Origin of the sequence: Paenibacillus sp. FSL L8-0340 (genome assembly GCF_038593145.1) — a bacterium.
In the GTDB taxonomy this organism is placed as follows: domain Bacteria; phylum Bacillota; class Bacilli; order Paenibacillales; family Paenibacillaceae; genus Paenibacillus_AQ.
This window is the reverse complement of sequence record NZ_CP151967.1, coordinates 3,486,618-3,510,498: the sequence shown is the minus strand read 5'-3', so window position 1 is coordinate 3,510,498 and position 23,881 is coordinate 3,486,618. Positions and strand designations below refer to the sequence as shown.

The window sequence follows — 23,881 nt, the reverse complement described above, 5'->3', positions numbered from 1 at the left end:
CGATAATGAAAGATTAAAAGTTTCATTTTTTTCAATTATGCTGCTGAAGGTTAGGAAACAGATGTACTATAATGAGGATAATTGTCGTTTGGAGGGGGAGTTTCAATGATTTTTAAAAATTTTGAGATTAGAAAGTTTCGGCTTTCAGATATTGAACAAATTGTTACATTGTTCTACGAGACGGTTCATTCTGTAAATAAAAAGGATTATTCTCAGCTGCAGCTTGATGCCTGGGCAGATAGCGCTGACCGGGAAACCCGGCAGAATGCCTGGAAAGAATCGTTGAGCAGCCACATATCTTATATAGTCCAGTTCAATGACAGCATCATCGGTTTTGCGGATATGTCACCTGAGGGATATCTGGACAGAGTATTTACGCATAAAGACTTTCAGGGAAAAGGCATTGCTTCGGAATTGTTAAAAGCACTTGAATCCGAGGCCAGAAGCTTGAGACTGCTCCAGGTAACTGTCGATGCAAGCCTCACGGCAAAGCCTTTTTTCGAACATCACGGCTACAGGTCCGTTCAGATGCAGGCGGTGGAGCGGAAAGGTGTTATCCTGCATAATTTCAAGATGATCAAAGAGTTAGACTAACAAAGTAATATTAAATTTCACATAAAAAAACAATGCCCGTTGACCTTATAGGGTCAATCAGGCATTGGATATGGCCTCTTCCGCCATCATTTCATCCGTGTCTTTCCTTGCGGCTGCCGCTGCTTGAACTGCCGTCTCCGTGATTCGTCAACGCGGAACTTAAATAGCCCGGTTGCCACAAGCTGCTCTGCAACTGATTTGTAGTTCTGCGACGCCGACGATGACTGCGGTTATACCAGCGGCTGCCATAACCGTATAGTGCGATATTTCTGTTCCGCCATACTATCGCAAGGCTAAACAACAGGATAAACACAAGAAACAGACCGCTGACTATTATACCTTTGGATAGAGAACCAGACTGGTTTTCCACCACCATTGCTTTGTCAGCCGGTAATGCAGCCGTACTGGAAACGGCAATAGTCTCTGAACTTGATACTATGGAACTCTGGGGAATATCTGCTCTGGCCAACAAGAATTTGTGCAAAGCATTGACTGTTGCTACCGAACCACCTGCGTAATTTTTTCGGGCAAATTCCGGTTCAAGCACCGTATCCAGAATATTTTGCATCGCCTCATTGGTCAGCATACCGTCGATGTCCTTACCTTGCAGTATATGGTAATTGTCCCCGCCGATGTCCAGCACCAGCATTACATCCTTGGATCCCGCACCAATGGAGGCGAATTTCGAATACGTATATTCCTGCAGGTTTTTGTCTGCGGAATTTTTAACCGTAACCACATAAATGCCGCTTCCGGTCGTTGTCTTGAAACGGTTGCTGGATTGGTTGAGATAAAGCTTGCTGACCTTTTTGAGAACTCCGGCATTATCGGACACATAGGTTTTGGAACCGACCTGCTCCTTCCAGACTCCGCCCAGCTTTTGGATCAGTGACCCGTAAGTTTTGCGTGCCCCGAAGCTGTACTCCTTCCTGGCAAAGTCCGGCGCAAGCGACTGGGAAAGAATTTGCGATAAAACAGCGTCATTAAGCTCGTCCTCCATGCCTCTGCCCCTAACCGCCCAGTACTCGTTATCTTTGATCGAGAAGAGCAGCAGCACACCCTTGTTGTTGTCAGCTGAGCCTACTTCCCAGGCGTTGAACAGCGAGGTTGCATACTCCTCTATCGCAGCTCCATTTGTAGAGTCCACTGTCACCAGCACAACCTGTGATCCGCTCTGCTGATGCAAACGAATTCCATAGTTGACGATGTAATTTTCGGTTTTCACATCAATCACACCAGCGAAATCATTTACGTAAAAAGAGTCCGTGTGCTCAGGCACGGCAGTTTGGGCCAAGCTAAAAGCGGGCAGCAGCATACTCAGCAGCAGTACAATTAAAGCTATAATAAACGTCTTTTGTCTCATCCGAATTTCCATAACCTTCATCTCTCCTTCCATACGAAAATAGTATATTCAAAACATAGCCTGATAGAACAAAAAGAGACTCAGCGTGATGCCGGGTCTCTTACTTTATTTCTATAGTTGCCGTTAGATAGCGCGATTGACTTATGATAGGGTCAGAACAAGGAAGCAGGGATCAGCTTTCGGCCACCCTTAATGAGCGTGGATTCCAGCATTTCTCCTTTATCTCCCCCAAAATACAGCTGCCAGTACACGCCGAAACGGATGCTGACATCATTCTTCACCAGCTCGGGCGGCGTAACGATCAGCCACTGGAATTTGAGTGCTTTGGATATTTCAAATACCGGATCAAGTACGTTGTTCGAAACCATCTCACCAAATGGATTATCGTACAGGAAAACCGTCCAGCCCTTGTTCTCACGGTTGACCCGCTTATGGGTCATGATCATCATAGCAACCAGCAGCTGCACAGACTGGCGTTGCCCGCCGCTGCCAACAGCCTCATCCAGTGCTCCGCGGTTAATAACTTCCCAGTCGGAGTAGTGGTACTCTTCGGGAGCCGCATACAGGAAATAGTTCTCGGTCACCGGCTTGTAGACCTGAAGCACCGGGAAACGGTTCTGCATCGCGGCATATACGATCTTTCCGTCATTGATCATCTCTTTGACAGCGGCTGCCGGCACCTGCTCAATCTTGGCATATTTCTCCAACAGCCCGCTAATGCAGCGGTTGAAATAATCACTGACCAGCGGCTCGATATCATCGCTCGTCTTCGGCACCGTAATGTTCTTGTAATTCAGGCGGACCAATGGAAAAGCATGGCCATTCTCATTAAGAATGATCATCCGGCGTTCCATACGCTTCAGGATATCGACAATCTGCACGACACGTTTGGCGGCGCGGCCAACCCACAGCTTGCGGGACAGCTCCATCCCTTCCTTGTCGCTGCGGATGCTCTCAATCTGATCGCGCGAGCTTTGGAGCATGGAATCAAGCACCTGACGGGCTATCGAGAAGTCATCCCAATGTACGGTGTTGAGCCGTTCCTGGATTTTGGTCTCCAGCTCAGCATTCCAGCCGCTTTTCGCCAATTTGCTGCTTAAAGACGCCTTCTCTTCCTTCACCTTACGGGAGATTTCCGACCGCTCGCTGCGGCTTTCCTTGCTGCGCAGCAGCCAGTCAGATACCAGCGGCTCACAATTATCTTTTACCTGCTGCTGCAGCTCTTCAGGAACATCCCGCAGTTGGACCCGACCCTCAACATGGGTATCCATGATTTTGCTTTGGCTTACCAATGTTTGAATCCATTGATCCATAACGCTCAAGGCTTGTTTGCAGCTGTTCAGCAGCTGTTCATTCTCCCGGAAACGCCTGCTGATTTCTTCTTCCTTCTGATCCAGCGGATCATGCCATATTTCTACAGCACGTTCATGTTTTTCCTTAATCGCTTTTTCGGATTTCCGGAGATCCTTCTGCAGATTCTCAAGAATGGTCTGGGCGCGGATAAACGAATCGTGGACAAGCTGGTAGTCCTCATCCAGATATACGGTCTCGTTCTTCTGTCTCGCTCTGGCCGTCAAAATCACCTCGGCTGTATCCGTTGGAAGAGGAGCATTCCGCCAATCCTGATCCACCTGGACCACTGCAGCTTCGATCTCCGCCAGCTGTTCACCGGCCCGTTTGATATTCCCCGCTCTCGTACGGATCTCCAGTTCATTCTGGGTTAAGGACTGCTGGAGGCTTTCCACCGTGCTGAGCAGCTGCATTAGCGTATCTTGAGCAGCAGGATCAAGTACGGGCTCTTCTTCCAGAGCAGGAGCAGCCGGATATTCGCCGGGGAAGGCAATTTCGGGAAACCAGTTCTGCAGCCTTGGAAAAAGCGCATAGCGGGTATCTCCAATCCACTTCTCCCGCTCCTGCGCGGTACTGCCCAGCTCGGCCTTTACCTGAACCAGCCCCTGATCCTTGCTGGCGATTTCTTTGCTCAATTCTTTTTTGCGTTCTACCGCTTTTTGCTTATCCTTATAATCCTGTTCCTGCTTCTTTGTCCGTTCATCCCACTGGCGCAGCGCCTGTGCTCTTTCTTCATGCTCGGTCCGATCGGCTTCAGATTGTACCAGCTCTCTCTGAATAACCGCAAGGCTGTCTTCATTCCTGCTGATCTCCGTGTTTAAATCTCCGAGCTTTAGATTCAGCTCATTCTGCAGTAATTCAAGTGTATTCAGTTTGGCTTTCAGGGCCAAGGTATGTTCACTCTGGAACAAGCGCTCGAATTCCTGCCGCGCCGATTTCAGCTTGGACAGATAGGCTTCCGCATCCTTAAGCTCCTCCTCCTGTTGCTTAAGACTGGAGGATATTCCGCGTTTCCATTCCTGGAAATGATCCGGCTGCAGAACCATCTGCGGGCCTTGATTGGCTAGCAGCAGGAAAGGACCGGATGCGGCTTCCGCCATCTCTTCCCGGATGAAAACCGGCACCGCTGACTTGAGCAGGACTTCTTTCAGCGTATCCGGCTGGAGCTTGGCAGCTTCGCGCTGCGTCACAATAATTCCGTAAGGAAGAAGCGGATGCCGTTCCATTTCCTCTTCACGGCTCAGGTAAGGCAGGTCATTCAGGTAGGAGCTGCCGATCATGGAACTGATTTTGAGTGAATCCAGTGTGTCCTTCACTCTCAGGATATCCGCATTCGGCAGCCAGAAGGACTCCTGCTGCAGCTCTACATCGATCAGCTGGTTGTAATAATCCCTTCTCAGCCGTTTCGCCTGCTGCTCAGCTTCATCCAGCCTGCGGATGAACCGCTCCTGAATGGCCGGTTTTGCTTCAAATAGCGCCGTAACTCCCAGTTGGTGATGCTCTTCATACATTTCCAGCAGCACGACCAGGTGTGACCAGAGCTGAGACTCCCTGTTCATCTGTGACTCCAGCAGATTCTGAAGCTCTTCGCTTTGGCTCTGCCCGGCATTCAGCTTCACCTTCAGCTCAGTCTGCGTTTGGTGCAGATTGAGCTTACGCTCTTCAGCAGTTTTGCGCTGCTCGTTAAAGCCGCTGATATTGTCTGCGATAGTCTTAGCTGCTATTAACGTGCGCTGCAGCGCAGCTCCTGGCGCCCCGGCTGCTTCATGCCCATGGCGTGAGGCAAAAACGCCCAATTCCTCGGTGTATTGGCGGATAGCCCCTGTAAGTTCATTGATCCGGTTATCCAGACCGCCCAGTTCCAGCAGCAAGCTTTCTCTTTCTTTGCGTAAGCCATTTTCTTCAGCTGTCAGAGAATGCTGGCGGGTTACGAACGACGAGAGCTGTCCCTGCCAGAGCTGAAAAACTTTGTCCCACTGCAGCCGCAGCTCCTCCTTCGCTCCCTGAATAACCTCTTGGCGTTCCTTCATTTCCAGCGAGCCTTCGATAGCTTCAATTTCCTTCTGCCATTGCTCGATCTGGCGGAGCTGCGCGCTGCGTTTGGCCAGATAATAAGCTACTTCAAGCTTTTTCTCTTTCAGCTTCGACTCATCCAGCCGCAACTTGGCCCGTGTCTGGTTGTCTGAAATCCTCGTGAATTCATCCTGCTTAAGATCCTGTTCTTCTTTGCTGCGCAGATATTTCAGATTATCGCCCTCAAAACGCAGCTGGCGCGCCTCCTGGTGATGCTGAACCAATGCATCGGCAGTTTTGCTGCGTTCCGCCTCTGCGTTCTTAAGCTCCTCGTGAATGACCGTGGACATCTGCCGGCCCAGCAGTTCAGTCTCTCTGAAGCTCCGCTCGGCTTCCGTTCCCTGTTCGACCAGCTCATACAGCGGTGCAGCCAGCGTAGTGAATTCGGCAAAAGCCTTTTCCCTCTGCTCCAGCATCGGAAGTCTCTGGGCAATGGTTGCGGTATCGATAAACATCCGCTGAAGCGACCCATCCTCTTCTTTGACACCCTCGTTCAGACTGGAGCCAATCTCCGGAATAATCAGCTTCTCGAACAGATTGTGGTTGGTAAAGGCCTCATTTTTTTGAAAATAGCCCTTGATCCCGCCCTCTTCACCATTGATCCGTTTCATGTTACGCCATTCACCGATATGAATATCGCGTTCAGCAAGGAAGCTGTAGTACTTCTTCAGATCGGAGCTGTGGCTGCCGAAGGCAACAATTTCATTCCGCCGTTCCCGTACAAATTGCTGAATCGTCTCAAAACTTACAGGACCGCCTTCCGCATGATCATACAGCGGCAGCGTTGAAAGGGTCAGCTCAGCCTGCTCTTCATAATCCATCAGCGCGTAGAGCAGATAGTCAACCTTAATCTCCAGCTGATCTATCGAGCTGTGGGCAGTCATGGCAATTCCGGTCGTCATATATTCGTTACGCTCACTGTTGTCCAGCCGCCACTCAATCGCTACGTGGAAGGTATAGGGCTTGAGCTGTTTTTTATGATTATGGAAAAAAGCCTCGACCTGGTTCTCGTTGTCTTTCCCCCAAGCCGCCTTAGGCAGGAGCAGTTGGAAGATGGACTGCAGCAGCACTCCTTTCCCGCCGCCGTTCATTAGGGTAATCAGGGTATTGGCCGGGCCTTCCTCATTGCAAAGATCAAGAATCATATCATCATACTTCTTAAGCATCTTCTCGTATTTCAGTCCGGCGATACGGATTCGTTCAATGCGCGGCATAACCTTCCCCCTCCTTCTCCGTCAAGGTCCGGCCGATCAGAGCTTTCAAGTCCTTGTAACGGTCTACATCGTGGTACAGATACCGCATTCTTTCATATAACTCTTCCCGGGGGAAAATCCGCTTCTCGTTCTCGGAAATAAACACCAGATGTTCCTCCTCCAGCAGCTTCATCCCTTCATGAATCAGTCCAATCCGTGAACCGGAGCCTCTCGACAGAGAATCGCCTTCCTCCTGGCTTTTGGTCTGCATATAAAGGCTTGCCCATACTTTATGCATTGCCTGAATATCCAGACGCCACTGCTTGCTGAAGCTGCCTTCCTCATCCAGCTCGATCCATGCTTGTAGAAGCGAGGACACCTGATCGGAGATTTGGATATAGGACATGCTGTCCTGACCGGGCTTAAAGTGCTGCTCATCCTGATCCATTTCCGCCAGAAAAACCAGGATAATGACGTTGATAATATGTAAATGGGTTTTACGTTCAATCCGTGAGTATTTATTCCGCAGCTGTGTGAAGTTAGACGCAAACCCCGATCCCAGCGGATTGACCAGCAGGTGAAGGCGGTGACCGGAATTCATAATCCGGCAGCCTCCCTCTTTGGCCATATACTGCAAGGCGTCATAGGCCCCCGTATCCTGCAGGCATTCCACTGCGGCCGGATCATCCAGGGATATGACCTTCCGCCGAAGCAGATCAAAAAACAGCCGCGAAGCCTGCTGCAATTGTTCCAATGAATAGCTCATGCTGTATTCTCTCACCTCTCTACTATAGTAATGGTATAAGGGCTCATTTCCAGACCGGGCCAACTCACGCTTGTCCCCTGATCCGGTTCAAGTATGGTTGTCCGCAGCACTTTACCCCGCAGCATTTCCAGCTCGGGACAATCCGTAAGCAGCCGCTGAATCAGCTTCTGGCACTCGTCACTTCCGCCCGGGTTGTCTTCGTTATACTCCTGTATGATGACCTCTGTATGAAAGAATTGTACCCACAGGTCAATGGCATCCGGGAGCCGCGCCCATCGGGACTGTTCCTCAGGAGAGAAAGCATCCGCTTTGAACGTAAAACGTCCTTTGCCGGCAAGCTCGGTAAAAATCGGTTTCCACAGCTCCGCAACCTCAGTCCAAGGTATAGACTTAGGCGTATAAGCTGCAAGCTGCTCCTCCCCTTCTTCATCGGGCTCATCCAGATATTCTTCGGGCAGAAAACCGACATCCTGTTCTTCCCAAGCCCAGGCGAGGGGGTAGATAAAGTCCTGGCTCGGTGTGAACAGTCCGCTAATCAAGGTTTCCAGACTGTCCCCGCTCGGCAGGCCTTCGGCTTTCACCCATTCCTCCCATACATTCGTGCGGAAATTAAAACCGGCTGCTCCCCAGAACAGCTCTGGAAAGTTCAGTCTTAAATTGGTTTCGGCTTCAAAAATGCTAAGCACAACCTCCGCGAGCTCGTCATGTACTTTTCTTGACAGCTCCACCCGTTCGGATAACAGGCGCAGCTCGTTAAAGTCGATAACATCCTTCTCGTCATTCGCCAACCGGGCCAGGGAACGGTGGATATTATCAAAATGCTTGCGTTCTTCATCAAACTGCTGGTGAATTTCCTCCAGCCGCTGATGCCGCATAACCCCGTATTCGCTGAACATATGCTTCGGGTTGCGCCGCAGCGCATTGCGGTATTCCTGCTGTTGCTGGGTCATCTTCCGAACCCGCGAGATCAGTTCACCCACATCCTGCATCGCCCGGGTGACGCGTCCATGCTTAATATGCATTTGGATCTCCAGCAGTTTAATGCTAATCTGGAACTCTTCTATAATCTCATGGCTCATGAAGATAAGCTCCATCGCATATTCGGAAAGGCGGTAAACTGTCTTGCCGCTCTCTTCCCAACTGGTGCGGGTCGCATCCTCGTCTACCGTAAAGTATTTGTACTTTTGCAGAGTCATCTGCCGGGTTGAATCTTCATAATAATAGGCTTCGAAATCCCCGCCGCCCCCGCTCCACAACAGCCCGTCTACCAGCCGTTCCACAGATTCGATGGTGCCAAACCTGGCAATATTAAACCGCTCCAATGAGCTCCAGGCCAGCTCAATAATATCCTCTTTGGCTCTTCTTTCATTGGATTCCAGCTCGAGATAATAGACCTGCAGCAACACACTCAGCGCAATCATTTCCTTATAAGGCTGCAGCTCTCCAAGATTCATGCCCGCCCCCAGCGTCCACAGGGGGTTAAGGCGTTTGTTCCGTTCACCAAAATCAGACCAGTTCATCCTTGCGCCAACCTCGCCATCACTTCGTAGTTTAGGAGCATTTTTGCATAGCCCTCACAAAATAACATAAACCCATATCTGCCCCATGAAGGGAGAAATATGGGCTGGGTACCACTGATAACTTACGTTTATTGGGGAATATATGTTTCTATTATACCAATGAATTGAGGATAGTTCTACGAATATTTAACATTCAGCAGGTAATGCAGATTCTCTTTGACCGCAGGCCATTCCTCGTCAATAATGCTATAGAGTACGTTATCAAGAACGGTGCCCTCCGACGTAATTCTGTGCTTGCGCAGAACGCCTTCTTTTACAGCGCCAATACGTTCAATGGCTTTCTGTGATCTCAGATTGTATCCGACTATCGTAAAATTGACCCGGATCAGCCCCAGTTCTTCGAAGCAGTAATGCAGCAAAAGTGACTTGGATTCGGTATTGACTGGCGTTCTCCAATACTCCGGTGAAATCCACGTACAGCCAATCTCCGCATTACGGTGAATCCGGTCCAAATACATAATCCGCGAGGTGCCGACGACTTTTCCAGAAGCTTGTTCAATCATGACATAAGGAAGGTCGGCCCCATTCTCCTTATTGCGCAGCGCAGTTTCTATTAGTTGTCGCACTTGTTCGATTGTTGTTATTTTCCGCCAGGTGTATTCCCAGATTTGCGGATTGTGCAGGAGCTTGAGCAGCTCCGCCCTATGATCGGCTTCCATAGGAATAAGCTTGATAAACTTGCCGTTTAGTTGTTTGATGTTGTTTGTAATCACAAAGGACGCCTCCAGTATTGTCTATTCATCAAGCCCGAGATTATTATAAAATACCCGAAACATCCTTGTCTGCCTATTTACGTAAAATGACTGCCCCGTCTATGAAAACGGAGCAGTCACTGGAGTTACATTATAATGTAGAAACACCTATTGCCGGGCGGCAATCTCGCTAAGGATACGCTGAATAATCTCCTGAACACTTACAGTGCCGAGATCGCCTACTGCGCGTTGTCTTACGGAGACAGTAGCGGAATTCTGCTCATTTTCTCCAAGGACGAGCATGTATGGCACCTTTTCCAGCTGAGCTTCGCGGATCTTCAGGCCCAGCTTTTCCTTGCGTTGATCAAGCTCGACCCGGATTCCTGCCGCTTCCAGCGCTTGCTTCACCTCATAAGCGTAATCGGCAAAATGCTCGGAGACGGGCAGCAGTTTGGCCTGCACAGGGGCCAGCCATACCGGAAATGCCCCGCTGTAATGCTCAATGAGAATACCCATGAACCGGTCAATGGAGCCGTAGACCGCACGGTGAATAACGACAGGCCGGTGCTTCTGGCCATCTTCTCCGATATAAGACAGGTCGAACTTCTCCGGCATCTGGAAATCCAGCTGGATAGTTCCGCATTGCCAGCTTCTCTTGAGCGCGTCCAGAATGTGAAAGTCGATCTTCGGCCCGTAAAAAGCTCCGTCTCCCGCATTCACCCGATAAGGGATGCCGCGTTTCTCCAGCACCTTTTGCAGCGCCGACTCGGCCTGATCCCACAGTGACTCGGCTCCCATATAATCTGCCGGCCGTGTGGACAGCTCTACCTTGTACTCAAAGCCGAATACTTTATAGATATGGTCAATCAAGGCGAGTACCCGGCCGATCTCTTCCTCAATTTGTTCTGGCAGAACGAACAAGTGGGCATCATCCTGACAAAAGGTACGGACCCTCATCATTCCGTTCAGCGCGCCGGAGAATTCATGGCGGTGAACCTGGCCGTATTCCGCAATGCGGATCGGCAGCTCCCGGTAGGAATGCAGGCTGTTTTTATAAATCAGCATATGACCCGGGCAGTTCATCGGCTTAAGCGCGAACTTGTTCTCATCTACATCTGTAAAGTACATTTCATCTTTGAAATGATCATAATGTCCGGATTGCTCCCACAGCCGGTTGTTCATCATCAGCGGTGTACGGACTTCACTGTACTCCCTTTCCCGCTGAAGCCCCCGGGAGAATTCCTCCAATGTAGTACGGACGATCATGCCCTTCGGCAGATAGAATGGCATTCCCGGCGCTTCCTCGGAGAACATAAACAGCTCCAGTTCCTTGCCCAGCTTGCGGTGATCGCGTTTCTTCGCTTCCTCCAGCATATACAGATGCTCTTCCAGCTGCGCTTTCTTCGGGAAAGAAGTCCCGTAAATCCGCTGCAGCATCTTATTACTGGAATCTCCCCGCCAATATGCACCTGCTACACTCAGCAGCTTGAAGGCTTTGATCGCACCTGTCGAGGCCAGATGCGGCCCCCGGCACAGATCCGAAAATTCGCCTTGATCATAAATGCTGATTACTGCCTCCTCCGGCAGATCCCGGATCAGTTCCAGCTTCAGCGGCTCTTCAAACGCCTCAAAAGTCTTCAGCGCCTCGCTGCGGCTGATCTCCCGGCGGACTATGGGCAGGTTCTCTTTGATAATGTTGCCCATTTCCGCCTCTATCGCAGCCAGATCGTCTATAGACAAAGGCTTCTCGATGTCCACATCATAATAGAATCCGTCTTCGATGACCGGGCCAATGCCCAGCTTGACGTTCTTATCACCGTATATACGTTTAATGGCTTGAGCCAACAGATGCGCTGTGCTATGTCTGTGGATCATCAGGCCATCTTCACTGTCCAGCACTACGATTTCAACGAGGCTGTCCTGTATAATCGGTTGATGAAAGTCAACAAGTCTGCCGTCAAGTTTACCGGCTACTGCATTTTTCTTCAGTGTAGGACTTATGGATTCTGCGACTTGTGCAATCGTGGTGTTACGCGAATACCTCCTAATTGTTCCATCCGGCAGTGTTGCTTTGATCTCCATGATTCAGCCTCCATTTCTTCAAGTTTTTTTGTATGTTTGAACGCAAAAAAACGCATCTCATCCCAGAAAGGGACGAGTGCGTTTAGCTCGTGGTTCCACCCTAATTTGATCTGCGCGATAGCAACCCCCTGCTGTTCGGCGGAAGTAAAGCGGCAAGATCCTTATTGGTATCCGATATCGGGGATAAGACGGTGACATTTACAGCCTTCCTAACAGCAGGAGGGGTTCAGTGCCACGGCTGCAAAGGGGTAAATTCCGGCCGGTTCTGTAAGAAGCTCTCACCTTGCACTTCTCTCTCTGGTCAGTCCGTGAAGGAACTCATGTCTTTGGTCATTGCCTTGGTTATGGTGTTTATGGTGTTTATGGTGTTTATGGTGTTGCTGGTTACATATTACTCAATCAAACACGGAAAAGTCAATACACAGGTGAAAAATAGTTTTTTTGTCCTTGTAAGCTAACCAAACGGGTAAAAGACGCTTTGAGCGACAGATTAACGTCTGCTGCCCCTTGTATTGAGCTAGAGACGTGAGATAATCTCACCAACCTCTTTTACTTGATGTGCGATATAATCGGCCCCTGCGTTCACAAGCTCCTCCTCCGAACCATAGCCAAAGGTTACCCCAAGCGAGGCCACACCGCAGCCTTTTGCCCCAATAATATCATGCTCCCGGTCTCCAATCATCAGTGCCTGGTCCGCGGCAATCTCGCTTTGATCCAGCACATACCGGATTACCTCCTGCTTCTTGGAACGTGTGCCATCCAAATTGCTGCCAACAGTGTGCATAAAGTAGCCATCCAAGCCGTAATGCCGGAGGATTTCCTCAGCAAATACTGTTGGTTTGGAGGTGGCTACATAAAGCTTGTATCCTTTCAGCCGGAGCTCTTCCAGCAATTGCGGAATACCGGAAATCACACTGTTTTCAAACATCCCCAATGTACGGTAACGCTCCCGGTAAAATTCAACAGCCTTTAAGGCATTATCCGCGGTAAAACCCTGGATCTGGATAAAAGAATCATATAACGGCGGCCCTATATAAGGAATAAGCAAATCGAGATGCTCTACCTCTATTTCGAACTTGTTCAGCGCGTACTCCACGCTTTTGGTAATCCCCTCTTTGGGGTCGGTTAACGTACCGTCCAAATCAAATAAAATACTCTTCAGTTCTCCCATTGACGTACGCCTTGCTCCCTCCAAATTCAATTTCTGCAGACTCATTCCCCTCATCCGTTGCAGCTTTTTCAATCATACCTGCCTTTCCCCATACTTTCCACATACTTATCTTTTAACATTACAGGTGAAGTGATTTTAATTCCTGGAGGACTTAACATGAATATGACGCATTACATGTCCCTGCTTGCGGACAACCAGCCTTGGAACTTAATTCTTTTCATGGCGATTCCGGTCATTTTTGCAGAGACGATCACCGTTACAGAATTTATCATCCTGTTTACCAAGAAGCTGAACGGACCGCTCAGAGCGTTTAACCGGATCTGCAGCATTCTTGCCGGACTTTATTTTACCGGCGTTTTTCTCTATTTATTCCCTACCGCGTTTGTCCCGCTCACCGTAAATGGCGAGTGGCATACTTGGGTGGACGTAGTAGCGGTAGGCTTCTATCTGAGCGGCGTGTTCTTCCTGCTGCCGCTGGCCTTGCTTGACCTCGGCCTGATAGGACGCAAATATCCGGAAGAGAGCAAGCTGAAGCTGCATTTCATGCTGATCAGCGGCTTCCTGGTGGTGGCGCATATCGCCATGATCTTTGGCATGATCAACCCGGAAATTATGGGCAGCATGGCCGGGATGAATCATTAATCAATCTTCGAAGGGGCCTCTCCGATATTGGATTGGCCCCTATTTAAGATCACACAGTATAAGTAAGTGCTGCTCAAGCATTTGCTCAAGGCGCTCATCGGACAACCGCCCGGGCTGCATCAGCTGATGCATGGCCAACCCGTCAATCAGCGCATACAATTTCTCCGCTTCCAGATCAATATCGAGCTCCGGCTTCGCCGCCTTCTGTTCCACTAATGTTGTAATGACAAACCTGGAAACCTTGTACACCTCTTCCTGCATCCGGTCGTTCAGTTTCGATAACTCCGGATAGATCAACACCTTGGCATTAAAAGAAAACCAAACCTCGCTTTCCATAATTCTCTCTTCATCCAGCGGAATCAGTTGCAGCAGCAGACGTTTCATATCCTGCAGCAAGTTGCCCTCCGGCTGGAATCCCTCCACCCGCTGTTCAATTCTCGCAAGAAAAAGATTCATGCAAAATGCGAACAATTCCGCTTGGGTAGAGAAATAATGACGCATCGACCCTACCGATAAACCGGATTCCTTTGCGATATTACGGACAGTGGCTTGTTCAAGACCCGAGTTATGTATAATTCTCAGAGCGGCGTCGGCAAGCCGTTTTCTTTGTTTCTCATGATCAACTTTTTTTGGCATATCTCTATTATACCTGCTTATCTTTTTATAATACAATGTGCTATAATGTTTTATATAATACGTTTGTATTAAATAAAACATCGAAAGAGGAGCATTATTTTATGACTATTCAACCACAACAACCGGAGAAACGATCCAAAAAAAAGATCTGGAGAAAAGTAACTTTCACCCTGCTCACCTGCATAATTTTACTGCTCGGGTCGGGATTTGCTTATGAATGGCTGGCATCCAAAAATGCAGAACAGAAATACCAGCCTCCCGGCAAGCTGGTTGATGCAGGCGGATACAAGCTGCACATTAACAAATTAGGACAGGGCTCCCCAACCATTATTCTTGAATCCGGAAGCGGTGAAACCAGTTTGTCCTGGAGGGATATTCCTGAGAAGCTGTCCGAATTCGCAACTGTTGTGAGCTACGACCGAGCCGGATATGCTTGGAGTGAGAAGGCACCTACAGCACGCACGGGAGAAAATATCGTTCGTGAGCTGCATACGGCATTAGAACGGGAGGGAATCGACGGGCCTTACCTGCTAGTTGGGCATTCTTTGGGTGGGATGTATGCCCGGCTATTTGCTGATACTTACCGGGATGAGGTTGCTGGAATGGTACTGATTGATGCCAGACCGGAAGATGACGAGCGCGAGACCAAACCTATTCTGACTGCGGAAAAATTCGCAGGCAATCCCCCGGCATCAGTCTTGCAAGTCTTGAAATTATCAGGCGCTATGCGTATATTCCAGGATGTGTTACTGGATGGCCTGGTTGCAAAAGAAGATAGAGGGCAGTTCATAAATGTCATTTCAAAGCCTAGTTACTTCAAAGCTAAAGAACAAGAAGGAAATCTGGCACATACCACAGAGGACGCTATTCGGGGCCAGAACCTCGGGTCTCTTCCGGTAAGAATCCTGTCACGAGGAATTCCTCAGGATTATGCAGGCTTTGGCTTCTCCGAAGCTGCCGGTAAAAAGCTGGAAGATATCTGGCAAAAAGGTCAGCGCAAAATGTTGGACCTTTCCACAGACAGCAAGCAGACTGTCGCAACCCATAGCGGACATATGATTATTCACGACGAACCTGATCTCGTCATTCAGACGATCCGCAGCTTGCTGACACAACTACAGTCACCATCCCCTCAATAATTCACATTATGCTCACGTGCCCGGACCCGGTCTTGTTTATGGACCGGGTTCGGGTCCGTGACCATATAATGAGACGGCCATGAAATCCGGCTATTTATAAAAAACAACCCTACACCGTGTTCCGGCTTCGGCCCTGCTGGTAATCTCAATCTCGCCCCCGAGCAATTCCACCAATTTGTTCACAATGGACAACCCCAGACCGGTGCCTCCGTACTGCCGTGAACGTGATTTCTCTACTCTGTAGAACCGGTCAAAGATATACGGAAGCTCCTCCTCAGGAATGCCAATCCCAGTGTCCTCGACGATAAATATAGCTGAGTCTACGCGAAAATCCAGCTGGACGCTGACCTCTCCTGCATCGGTATAACGGATAGCGTTTTCCAGCAGATTCATTACGATTTGCTCCATCCGTTTGCCATCCCCTTGCAAACCGAACGATTCACCGGTACAGCTGGAATTTAGCTGCAACCCTTTTTCTTTAGCAGTCAATTCGACTTTGCGGACCGCCTGATCGACGAGCAGCGCCAAATCGACCTCCTCCAGATTCAGCGGTATTTTCCCTTCTTCCATTTTGGCCAATTCGAACAAATCGTCTACCAGATGTTGAATCCGGTGCGCCTCTTGGTCGATGATGTCCAAGTAGAGTGTTTTTTCTTCTTCCGTCTCATACAGCCCTCCCTTGACCACCTTGGCATACCCCTGCAGATAGGTGATCGGCGTCCGCAGCTCATGGGAAATATTAGCGAGAAACTCCTGACGTGTATCCCTGTAGTGCTGCAGATCCATAGCCAAATCGTTGATGGCAACAGCAAGAAAGCCAATCTCATCGTTGCTGCTGATCGTGAGCCGCGTTTCCAGTTCACCAGCCGCAATCTTGCGCGTAGCCTTCTGCATTTGGACAAGCGGTCGCGATAATATGCGGGCGATAAACCAAGTGATGGCTAAAGCAAGCACAAAGGCGCCCAGACCAGACAGCAGCAGTATATCTCTCACCGTAGACAGGGAATGTTCCATATTCTCCGTGGAAGACATCACATAAAGTGCCGAGGTAATAATGTCAACGCTTGAGATGGGTTGTCCAGTAACAAAATAACGGTAGCCGGACGGGTCTTTGTACAAGAAACTTACCCTTTGTCCGGTGAAAATAGCTTGCATATCCTGAGCCCGGATAAAGGAGCGATCTGTAGAATCGTGAAAACCGGAGTGCAGCATTACGTTGCCATCCAAAGAGATGTTAAAGATACTGACATTGGAAAACTCTGCAAAGGACATCATCATTTGACCGTTCGTGGTATCTTTGGATTCGGCCATCGCTGTGAAATGGGAGGCCAGTTCCTCAGCTTCCGTCTGCATTTCCTGGTAATAAAAGCTTGTAAACATCCGGTCTATCACTATCCCGAGTGAGAGCAGAACAATCAGAAACACCGACATAATCACGACACCCAGCTTAAAGCCGATGATGTTGTTTTTCATTCGACATTACCGGGAATCTGGAATTTATAGCCGAGCCCCCAGACGGTTTGCACCGGAACATAGGAAAGACCTGCCTTCAGCAGCTTCTCGCGGATATTCTTAACATGCGTATCAATAACCCGCGTCTCGCCGCCGTAGTCATTGCCCCAGAGCTGTTCCACCAATTCTTCCCGGGTAAACACGCGTTGCCCGCTGCGCGCCAGCAAATACAGCAGATCAAATTCCTTCTGGGTAAAGAGGATTCTCTCACCTTGAACCTGTACTTCTCGTGCCTGCGGATAAATCCTTAACTCCGGGTGCTCCAGCGCCTGCTCCTGTGACGCGGAAACCCGGAACATATTCGAACGCCGCAGGAGAGAATGGATTCGCGCAAGCAATTCTTCCGGTTCAAACGGTTTGGTTAAATAGTCATCCGCACCGATGCCCAGGCCATGTACTTTATCTTTCGTTTCAGACCGTGCGGTAAGCATCAGAATGGGCGTCTGACTGCTCTCCCTTACCGCCTGGCAGACCTGCCAGCCATCCATGTCAGGCATCATTACATCCAGCAGGATCAGGTCGAAGTTATGTTTCTCTATCATGGTCAGGGCTTCGTGCCCGGTGGAGGCTTCCTTAGTAGAAAAACCCTCCTGCAGCAAATAAATGCGCAGCAAATTACGCATGTTCCATTCATCGTCAACGATGAGAACCTGTGCTTTGGACAAGCTGTTCACCCTTTTCGTGGCCAAGTTTCTTTATTCTTTTTTCAATTATACCTAAAAACAAAGAACAAGCCGACCACGGATGTCCCGCAGCCAGCCAGCTTGCTTTAATGCCCCGAATGGGGATTGTCTCCAGAGGCGGAGGTTATTTCGAGCATGTCATCTATTTCGCTCTGTGTACTGCTGGTTATTGTGCCGGTATCGCCGGTTAGCCAGGCATGATTATAGGGACCTTCTGCCGGTGAATCCTTGAACTTGGGCTGAAGCTCCATCATATAATTCATGACCGAATCCGGTAGTCCGTCTTGTTCCGTAAAGATTAACGGTGCATGTTTTCCCAAATGGGAGAATGGCGCAGCGGAGATGGCCAGCATGGTGGAATCCTTCGTCAATAAGGATAGGTTATGGCCCGGAGTCGTGATACCCCAGCCGAAGCCGCTTACCTCATCCTTGAATTTGGCAAAAGCAATCGCATTCGCATAAGGATCATCACCAGAGATGCGGGTTACCGTACCATATGCTCCCAGCTGCTCCTCTACTTTTCCCGAGACAACAGAAGCTGGGCCTAGAAGGTAAATGGCAGCATTGCCTCCGCGCTTTTTGAGCGCCTCTGCCGTGGAGGCCGGGATATCATCCTTCGCTACGTATAACAAAGGCTCAGGCATATGCGCAATCCAGTTGACTGCAGGCAGCGTATATTCGGGGCTGTTCATTGAGCCGATAATTACACTCTGCGGCAGTTCGCCGGATACTTTGGCATAATAAGCATCAATCGCCTGAGCTACAGCAGCAGGATCTTCGCCTTCTATCTTGTCCACCTTTAAATCCAGTGCCTTAAGCTGCTCTTCCACACCGTCCGCGACGGATCCTACCAGAACGACCTGGATGCCCGCATTGCTCTCGGCACCCAGCGGATTCAGCCTCTTAAGCTCTTCTAAGGTAACCTCCGGAATGCCGTCTTTACTCAAGAACAAGACCGGTCCGTTGCTCGGATGGTGGATTAAGTCAGTACTCACTGCAGCAATTTGCCAGTTATCCGCATTGGTTAGGACTACGCTTGCAGGACGGTTGGCCTTGGTTTCTGCCGTCCATAAAGACCGGGACACCAGTACTGCTGCCTGAACCGGGTCCGAGGTATTGATCCGGGTCGTGTTTTTGGTCGCAATCCAGGGCATAGAAATTGCAGCAGAAGAATTCTGTTCACTTTGCGGAGCTGCTGATTCCTTATCCGATTGACAGGCGGTCAGCACCGTACCAAGCAGCAAGGTCACAGCGCTTAATTGTATGATTTTCTTCATGTGTATCCCTCCATTCATAGCTATCACGGATACTTAGAAGTTTACCCATCAAATGTGTAGAAAGAATGTGGAATTCCAACAATTTAAGAATGAGTATTAAGTAGGAATTGGAGCAGCCTGAAAGTGAATGCAAGTGGAAACGGATTCGCCGTCCTCAAAAGGACGGTATCCGTTTCAGCGAGAATTAGAAGGATAATTTATAGCGTGAAGCATATAAGTTCTTATAATTAAAAAAGCTGAACGGAAAGTGCTCCGTCCAGCTGATCCTGATCAGTCTTCTTCTGTACTTACCAGTGCTTCGCGATAAAAGTATCCCGGCCGGACTGTTCCCGGTCTTCCTTATAATGCTTCGGGTTCTTCTTGTGATAATCCTGATGATAGTCTTCTGCCGGGTAAAAGACCGGTGCGGGCAGGATCTCCGTAACGACAGGTCCCTCGAAACGCCCGCTGGCCGCTACCTGCTCTTTGGAAGCCAAAGCTGCCAGTCTTTGCTCTTCATTATAATAAAATACCGCAGTCCGGTACTGCGTTCCCCGGTCCTGGAATTGTCCTCCGTCATCAGTCGGGTCAATCTGCGGCCAGAACAACTCAAGCAGCTTCTCGTACGGGAAAAGTGCCGGATCAAAACTGATCTGCACTACCTCATAGTGTCCTGTAGTGCCTGTCTTGACCTGTTCATAGCTTGGATTCTCGACTGAACCCCCGGCGTAGCCTGATACAATTCCGTGTATACCGGGCAATTCCTCAAAGGGTGTAACCATGCACCAGAAGCAGCCTCCAGCAAACATTGCCTGTTCCATACCTGTAATCCCTCTCCCTATCTATAAATCTCTACATACTATAACGTATGTTAAGAAGATAAGGCTAAATCTGTCTAAAGTCAATTTGAGGGAGCGGTCTGCCAAGGATGAGTCTTTTTTTCATTCCCGGAGGAGCTGTATATGCCTGCGATCAGTTCCAGTGTTTTGAGTCCTTCTGATCCGTCAATCCAGAATTGTCTCCCTTCGCGGACATGGTCATAAAAGTCATGAATCAGTCTTTGATGCCCCGTTCCCCAATACGACTTGCCTTGAATACCTGACACCCCCGGCTCACTGAGCAGCGTTTCCCGGCCGTCCTTCCACAGATACAGGCAATCCCTCCGCAGCAGCATCGTCCCTTGTTCGAACACTATTTCCAGCTCGACAGGTGAGTTAACCAGGTAGGCATTGCTGCCGTAAAAAAGTCCTCTGACCTTATTCCTGAAGGTTATGCATGCATGTGCCGTATCCTCCACTTCAATAACTCCGTCCAAGACATCTGTGCTTACACTTCCCTGCACGGATGTGATCTCACCGCCGAACCATTGCAGCAGATCCAGCGTGTGGATCGTCTGATTGATCAGCACCCCACCGCCCTCTGAGGTCCATTTCCCCCTCCAGTTGCTCTCCTTGTAGTACTCAGGTGACCTATGCCAGGTGACAATCCCCTTCAGACATACAAGCGGCCCAAGCACACCGGATTCAATGGTCTCTTTAATTTTGATAGAGGGTTCATTGTAGCGGTTCTGAAATACGATGCCGAGTTGGCCTTTGCTGTGCTCCGCAGCTTTCAGCATGCGCTGGGCAGAAGGCAGGTCAACCGCCATCGGTTTTTCCGTTAAGACATGTTTGCCTGCCTGCAGCAGATCGACCGCCATCTGCGCATGCAGATCATGCGGTGTACACAGGTGGACGATATCAATATCAGATCTGTTCAAAAGCTCATTATAATCCGTTAGCGCACCGCAGCCATATTCTTCTCCAAATGCTGCCGCTTTGGCCCCATCAATATCTACGGCCGCCAGCAGTTGTCCCCCTGATTGTGCCGCGATCGCCTTGGCGTGCAAGGGAGCTATTGCCCCGCAGCCGATTATGGCTGCTCCAAGTATTGTCATCTTGTGCACCTTCCAATTTTATTTCCGTTCCTATCAAGCCTTTATGAGTGTCTCGGGCGTAAGATTTACCGCTTGGGCCTGAGCTTCCAGGCATAGCTCCGCCGCTTTGAAGACATGCTGCTGGGTCATAGCGAATTCCGTCCGTTGCAAGCAATCCAGTATCAGCTCACCAAAGAACGGAAAGCCGATTTTGCCGGCAACATGCTCATAATGCTCTCCTTGACGGTCTGCCCAATAGACATGATCCGTTGTGTTGGAGCGGGCAATATCGCTGTATTTGCGCAGCTCGATATACCCTTCCGTTCCCATAATGATCGTTCGGCCGTCACCCCAGGTGCCCAGTCCGTCCGGTGTGAACCAGTCGACACGGAAATATTGCGTCGCTCCGTTGTCGCCGACAAGTGTTGCATCGCCGAAATCCTCCAGCTCAGGGTAAGCAGAATTGTTGTAGTTGGCAACCTTGCTGTGCAGTACCTTGGCATCGCGGCAATCCGCATAATACAGGAATTGTTCAATCTGGTGACTGCCGATGTCGCAGAGGATACCGCCATATTTGTCCCGCTGGAAGAACCAATCCGGACGGCTTGATGCGCTCAAGCGGTGAGGGCCCATTCCGATGATCTGAAGCACACGGCCGATCACTCCCTGCCGAATCAGCTGTCCGGCATACACCGCACTCTCCACATGCAATCTTTCGCTGAAATAAGTCATATACTTCTGCCGCGTGAATGCAGTCTGAGTCCGTGCTGCTTCCAGCTGTTCCATTGCGGTAAATGGCGTTTTGTCAGTGAAATAATCCTTCCCGTGTGCCATCACCTTGAGTCCGAGCGCCCCTCTCTCGGAAGGAACCGCGGCCGCTGCAATGAGCCGGACCTCGGGATCCTCAAGAATTTCTTCGGCGGTGCGTGCGGCTTGAACACCAGGATAAGTGCTGACAAAGGTTTTTACCTTCTCCGGATCGGGATCAAAGACCCATTTCAACCGGGCGCCTGCTTCGACCAGACCATTACACATCCCATAGATATGACCGTGATCCAGCGCCATCGCAGCGATCATAAATTCACCCGGTATTACAACCGGTCTAGCTTCATGAGTAGGTGCATACATCATTCCATCTTTTCTGCTCATCTTCAACCCTCCCGGTCACAGCTTCGAAATCAGGTATTTGAGGCTGATTTCCAGACTCTCGAAAGGATCGCGGCGGCAGACATCCTGCTCAACAACAAACCATTCCACACCTGTTTCACGGCCGGCCTCAATAATAGCTTCATAATTCATGTTTCCTTCACCGATCTCAGCAAAAACCTGTCCCCTGGAGATGATAGCCATATCCTTTAGATGCATGACCTGCATCCGGCCCTTTACCTTGTGAACCCAGTCCACAGGATTGGCTCCCCCGGCCTGAACCCAATACATATCCAGTTCAAAGCCGAACACCTCGGGATCGGATTCCTGCAGCAGCACTTCCATACCCGTAACCCCGTCAACCCGTTCGAACTCAAAATCATGATTATGATAAACGAATTGCAGGCCATGCTCCTCCTTCAGGGTCCGCGCAATCCCGGAGGCAAGTTTGGCAAATGTCCGATAGCCCTCCTGGCTGCTCTGATATTCTCCCGGCAGTCCGCCAAGGCCGATGTATTTGCAATTCCACAGCTTATGTTCTGCAGCCAATGCGTCCAGGTCATTCACCAGCCGGTTCCACGGCACATGGGTCGCGCAGATGGTCAGCCCAGCTTCATCCGCGTATTGTTTGACCAGCTGCGGATCAATCGGACCAATTCCGGAAATCTGCACAGCTTGATAACCCATCACTTTCAGCTTCTGGAAAGCTGCCCTTAAATCCTCTGCGGTCTTGGTAAAATCACGTAGCGTGTACATTTGTGCGGCTATTGTTGAACGTTGCATGTGAGCAATTCACCCCTTATTAAGTTTGTCTATCCTATAATTACATTAATGAGTGCCTTTTACGTCAAACGCCCGCTGCTCTGCGGCTTCCTTCCGGAAGGTAGAGCTCTCCACCCGTTCCATGACCTTCTCATGAAACAAATCACTATCAATTGGAAGATCGACCCAATTGTCAGTCCAAGCGGACAAGTACATTGCATTCGAAAGTGTCAGGCCGTGAATCCCCTCTTCCCCGGGAGCAAGCAGCGGTTCGTCATGCAGAATGGCATTGGTGAAGTTGCGCAAGATTCCCTTGTGCTGTTCTCCTCCGCCCTCTGGAACCGGAATCTCACATTTCCAGCATTCGGGTCTTCCGAAGCCTTCGGCAAATTCGGCATTAAACTTCGGTTCTGGGATGCGCAGACGCCAGAAGGTCAACTTGCCGTTCTCCACGACGATTTTTCCGTTATCCCCATTGATTTCAAAGCGGTTGGTTCCCGGCGCCTCCCCGGTAGTGGTGATGAACAGGCCTGTTGCTCCGTTCTCATACTCGACATAAGCGGTTACATCATCTTCTACCTCAATATTGCGGTACTTGCCAAACTGGCAGAATGCACGCACACGCTTCGGCATCATTCCGGTTGTCCATTGCCAAAGATCCAGCTGATGCGGGTCCTGGTTCAGCAGCACACCGCCGCCTTCTCCAGCCCATGTAGCCCGCCAGCCCCCGGAGTTGTAATAGCTCTGCGAACGATACCAGTCAGTAATGATCCAGTTGGTGCGGCGAATCTCACCCAGCTCACCGGACTGAATCAGCTCTCTCAGCTTTTGATAGAGCGGGTTGGTCCGCTGGTTGTACATAATGCCGAATTTGCGGTCACTTTGCACAGCGGCTTCGTTCATCTCCTGCACGGCTTTCGTATATACACCGGCGGGTTTTTCAATTAATACATGATAGCCGTGCTTCAGCGCCTCGATCGCAAGCGGCGGATGATCATAATGCGGAGTGGAGATTAATATGGCATCAATACTTTTGGAGGCAAATAATTGAGCAGGTGTGCTGAACCTGAGCACCGTATCAGGCAAGTGCTCTGCTGCCCACTCCAGGCGTTCGGGGCTTGTATCACAGACAGCCGCCAGCTCAGCTCCTTTTACTTGATGAATCAGATCGAGCGCATGGGCCCGGCCCATATTTCCAACTCCAATAATTCCATAACGAACCTTCTTCATCCTATGAATCACTCCTATGTGAGTTATGATATGAGAATAACCCTATTTCCAGACAGTGAACATGACCGGAATTAAGGTTTTTTTGTACATAATTAA

The 23,881-nt window shown here is 49.8% G+C and carries 19 protein-coding genes; 3 read left to right on the top strand and 16 right to left on the bottom strand.

Annotation, left to right across the window (positions count from 1 at the left end; genetic code table 11):
* Nucleotides 1-105: 105 nt before the first annotated feature.
* On the top strand, nucleotides 106-594 hold the full coding sequence (locus NST07_RS15825; RefSeq protein WP_341092963.1) for a GNAT family N-acetyltransferase: 489 nt from the start codon (nucleotides 106-108) through the stop codon (nucleotides 592-594).
* A gap of 91 nt (nucleotides 595-685) precedes the next feature.
* Here the strand turns inward: NST07_RS15825 and NST07_RS15820 are convergent, their stop codons facing one another.
* The 7 genes from NST07_RS15820 to NST07_RS15790 form a co-directional block, all read right to left on the bottom strand.
* Nucleotides 686-1,969, bottom strand: a complete 1,284-nt coding sequence (locus tag NST07_RS15820) for a TPM domain-containing protein (RefSeq protein ID WP_341378506.1) — start codon at nucleotides 1,967-1,969, stop codon at nucleotides 686-688.
* 140 nt (nucleotides 1,970-2,109) lie between these two features.
* Nucleotides 2,110-6,594 (bottom strand): hypothetical protein, encoded by a 4,485-nt coding sequence (locus tag NST07_RS15815; RefSeq protein ID WP_341092960.1) that lies wholly within the window; start codon nucleotides 6,592-6,594, stop codon nucleotides 2,110-2,112.
* Nucleotides 6,581-7,339, bottom strand: a complete 759-nt coding sequence (locus tag NST07_RS15810) for a DUF6063 family protein (protein WP_341092958.1) — start codon at nucleotides 7,337-7,339, stop codon at nucleotides 6,581-6,583. The genes NST07_RS15815 and NST07_RS15810 overlap by 14 nt, the downstream gene beginning before the upstream one ends.
* An 11-nt stretch (nucleotides 7,340-7,350) precedes the next feature.
* The gene (locus tag NST07_RS15805; protein WP_341092956.1) at nucleotides 7,351-8,859 is read right to left on the bottom strand and encodes a hypothetical protein; all 1,509 of its coding nucleotides are present in this window, start codon (nucleotides 8,857-8,859) and stop codon (nucleotides 7,351-7,353) included.
* A gap of 176 nt (nucleotides 8,860-9,035) precedes the next feature.
* Nucleotides 9,036-9,632, bottom strand: coding sequence for a GNAT family protein (locus tag NST07_RS15800; protein WP_341092954.1), 597 nt, complete (start codon nucleotides 9,630-9,632; stop codon nucleotides 9,036-9,038).
* Between the two features lie 147 nt (nucleotides 9,633-9,779).
* Nucleotides 9,780-11,693 (bottom strand): threonine--tRNA ligase, encoded by a 1,914-nt coding sequence (thrS, locus tag NST07_RS15795; RefSeq protein ID WP_341092952.1) that lies wholly within the window; start codon nucleotides 11,691-11,693, stop codon nucleotides 9,780-9,782.
* Between the two features lie 517 nt (nucleotides 11,694-12,210).
* On the bottom strand, nucleotides 12,211-12,909 hold the full coding sequence (locus NST07_RS15790) for an HAD family hydrolase (RefSeq protein ID WP_341092951.1): 699 nt from the start codon (nucleotides 12,907-12,909) through the stop codon (nucleotides 12,211-12,213).
* Between the two features lie 111 nt (nucleotides 12,910-13,020).
* Between NST07_RS15790 and NST07_RS15785 the strand changes: the two genes are divergently transcribed.
* Nucleotides 13,021-13,506, top strand: a complete 486-nt coding sequence (locus NST07_RS15785) for a DUF6803 family protein (RefSeq protein WP_341092949.1) — start codon at nucleotides 13,021-13,023, stop codon at nucleotides 13,504-13,506.
* 39 nt (nucleotides 13,507-13,545) lie between these two features.
* On the opposite strand, the gene NST07_RS15780 is transcribed toward NST07_RS15785, so the two are convergent.
* Nucleotides 13,546-14,142 carry a TetR/AcrR family transcriptional regulator gene (locus NST07_RS15780; RefSeq protein ID WP_341092948.1) on the bottom strand — a complete coding sequence of 199 codons (597 nt, stop codon included), beginning with the start codon at nucleotides 14,140-14,142 and terminating at the stop codon, nucleotides 13,546-13,548.
* Nucleotides 14,143-14,243: 101 nt separating this feature from the next.
* Between NST07_RS15780 and NST07_RS15775 the strand changes: the two genes are divergently transcribed.
* The gene (locus tag NST07_RS15775) at nucleotides 14,244-15,281 is read left to right on the top strand and encodes an alpha/beta hydrolase (RefSeq protein WP_341092947.1); all 1,038 of its coding nucleotides are present in this window, start codon (nucleotides 14,244-14,246) and stop codon (nucleotides 15,279-15,281) included.
* Nucleotides 15,282-15,371: 90 nt separating this feature from the next.
* Here NST07_RS15775 and NST07_RS15770 read toward each other — a convergent pair whose 3' ends face one another.
* From NST07_RS15770 to NST07_RS15735, 8 genes are all read right to left on the bottom strand, one after another.
* Nucleotides 15,372-16,754, bottom strand: coding sequence for a HAMP domain-containing sensor histidine kinase (locus NST07_RS15770; protein ID WP_341092946.1), 1,383 nt, complete (start codon nucleotides 16,752-16,754; stop codon nucleotides 15,372-15,374).
* On the bottom strand, nucleotides 16,751-17,482 hold the full coding sequence (locus tag NST07_RS15765) for a response regulator transcription factor (protein ID WP_341378500.1): 732 nt from the start codon (nucleotides 17,480-17,482) through the stop codon (nucleotides 16,751-16,753). The genes NST07_RS15770 and NST07_RS15765 overlap by 4 nt, the downstream gene beginning before the upstream one ends.
* Before the next feature lie 80 nt (nucleotides 17,483-17,562).
* Nucleotides 17,563-18,753: a cell wall-binding repeat-containing protein gene (locus tag NST07_RS15760; protein ID WP_341092942.1), complete on the bottom strand. Its 1,191-nt coding sequence runs from the start codon at nucleotides 18,751-18,753 to the stop codon at nucleotides 17,563-17,565.
* A gap of 287 nt (nucleotides 18,754-19,040) precedes the next feature.
* Nucleotides 19,041-19,553, bottom strand: coding sequence for a peptide-methionine (S)-S-oxide reductase MsrA (msrA, locus tag NST07_RS15755; protein ID WP_341092940.1), 513 nt, complete (start codon nucleotides 19,551-19,553; stop codon nucleotides 19,041-19,043).
* Nucleotides 19,554-19,633: 80 nt separating this feature from the next.
* Nucleotides 19,634-20,668, bottom strand: coding sequence for a Gfo/Idh/MocA family oxidoreductase (locus tag NST07_RS15750; protein WP_341092938.1), 1,035 nt, complete (start codon nucleotides 20,666-20,668; stop codon nucleotides 19,634-19,636).
* A gap of 33 nt (nucleotides 20,669-20,701) precedes the next feature.
* Entirely contained in the window at nucleotides 20,702-21,796 is a 1,095-nt protein-coding gene (locus NST07_RS15745; RefSeq protein WP_341092937.1) for a Gfo/Idh/MocA family oxidoreductase, read from the bottom strand.
* A gap of 15 nt (nucleotides 21,797-21,811) precedes the next feature.
* Entirely contained in the window at nucleotides 21,812-22,576 is a 765-nt protein-coding gene (locus NST07_RS15740; protein WP_341092935.1) for a sugar phosphate isomerase/epimerase, read from the bottom strand.
* Between the two features lie 45 nt (nucleotides 22,577-22,621).
* On the bottom strand, nucleotides 22,622-23,785 hold the full coding sequence (locus NST07_RS15735) for a Gfo/Idh/MocA family oxidoreductase (RefSeq protein ID WP_342481847.1): 1,164 nt from the start codon (nucleotides 23,783-23,785) through the stop codon (nucleotides 22,622-22,624).
* Between the last annotated feature and the right edge of the window lie 96 nt (nucleotides 23,786-23,881).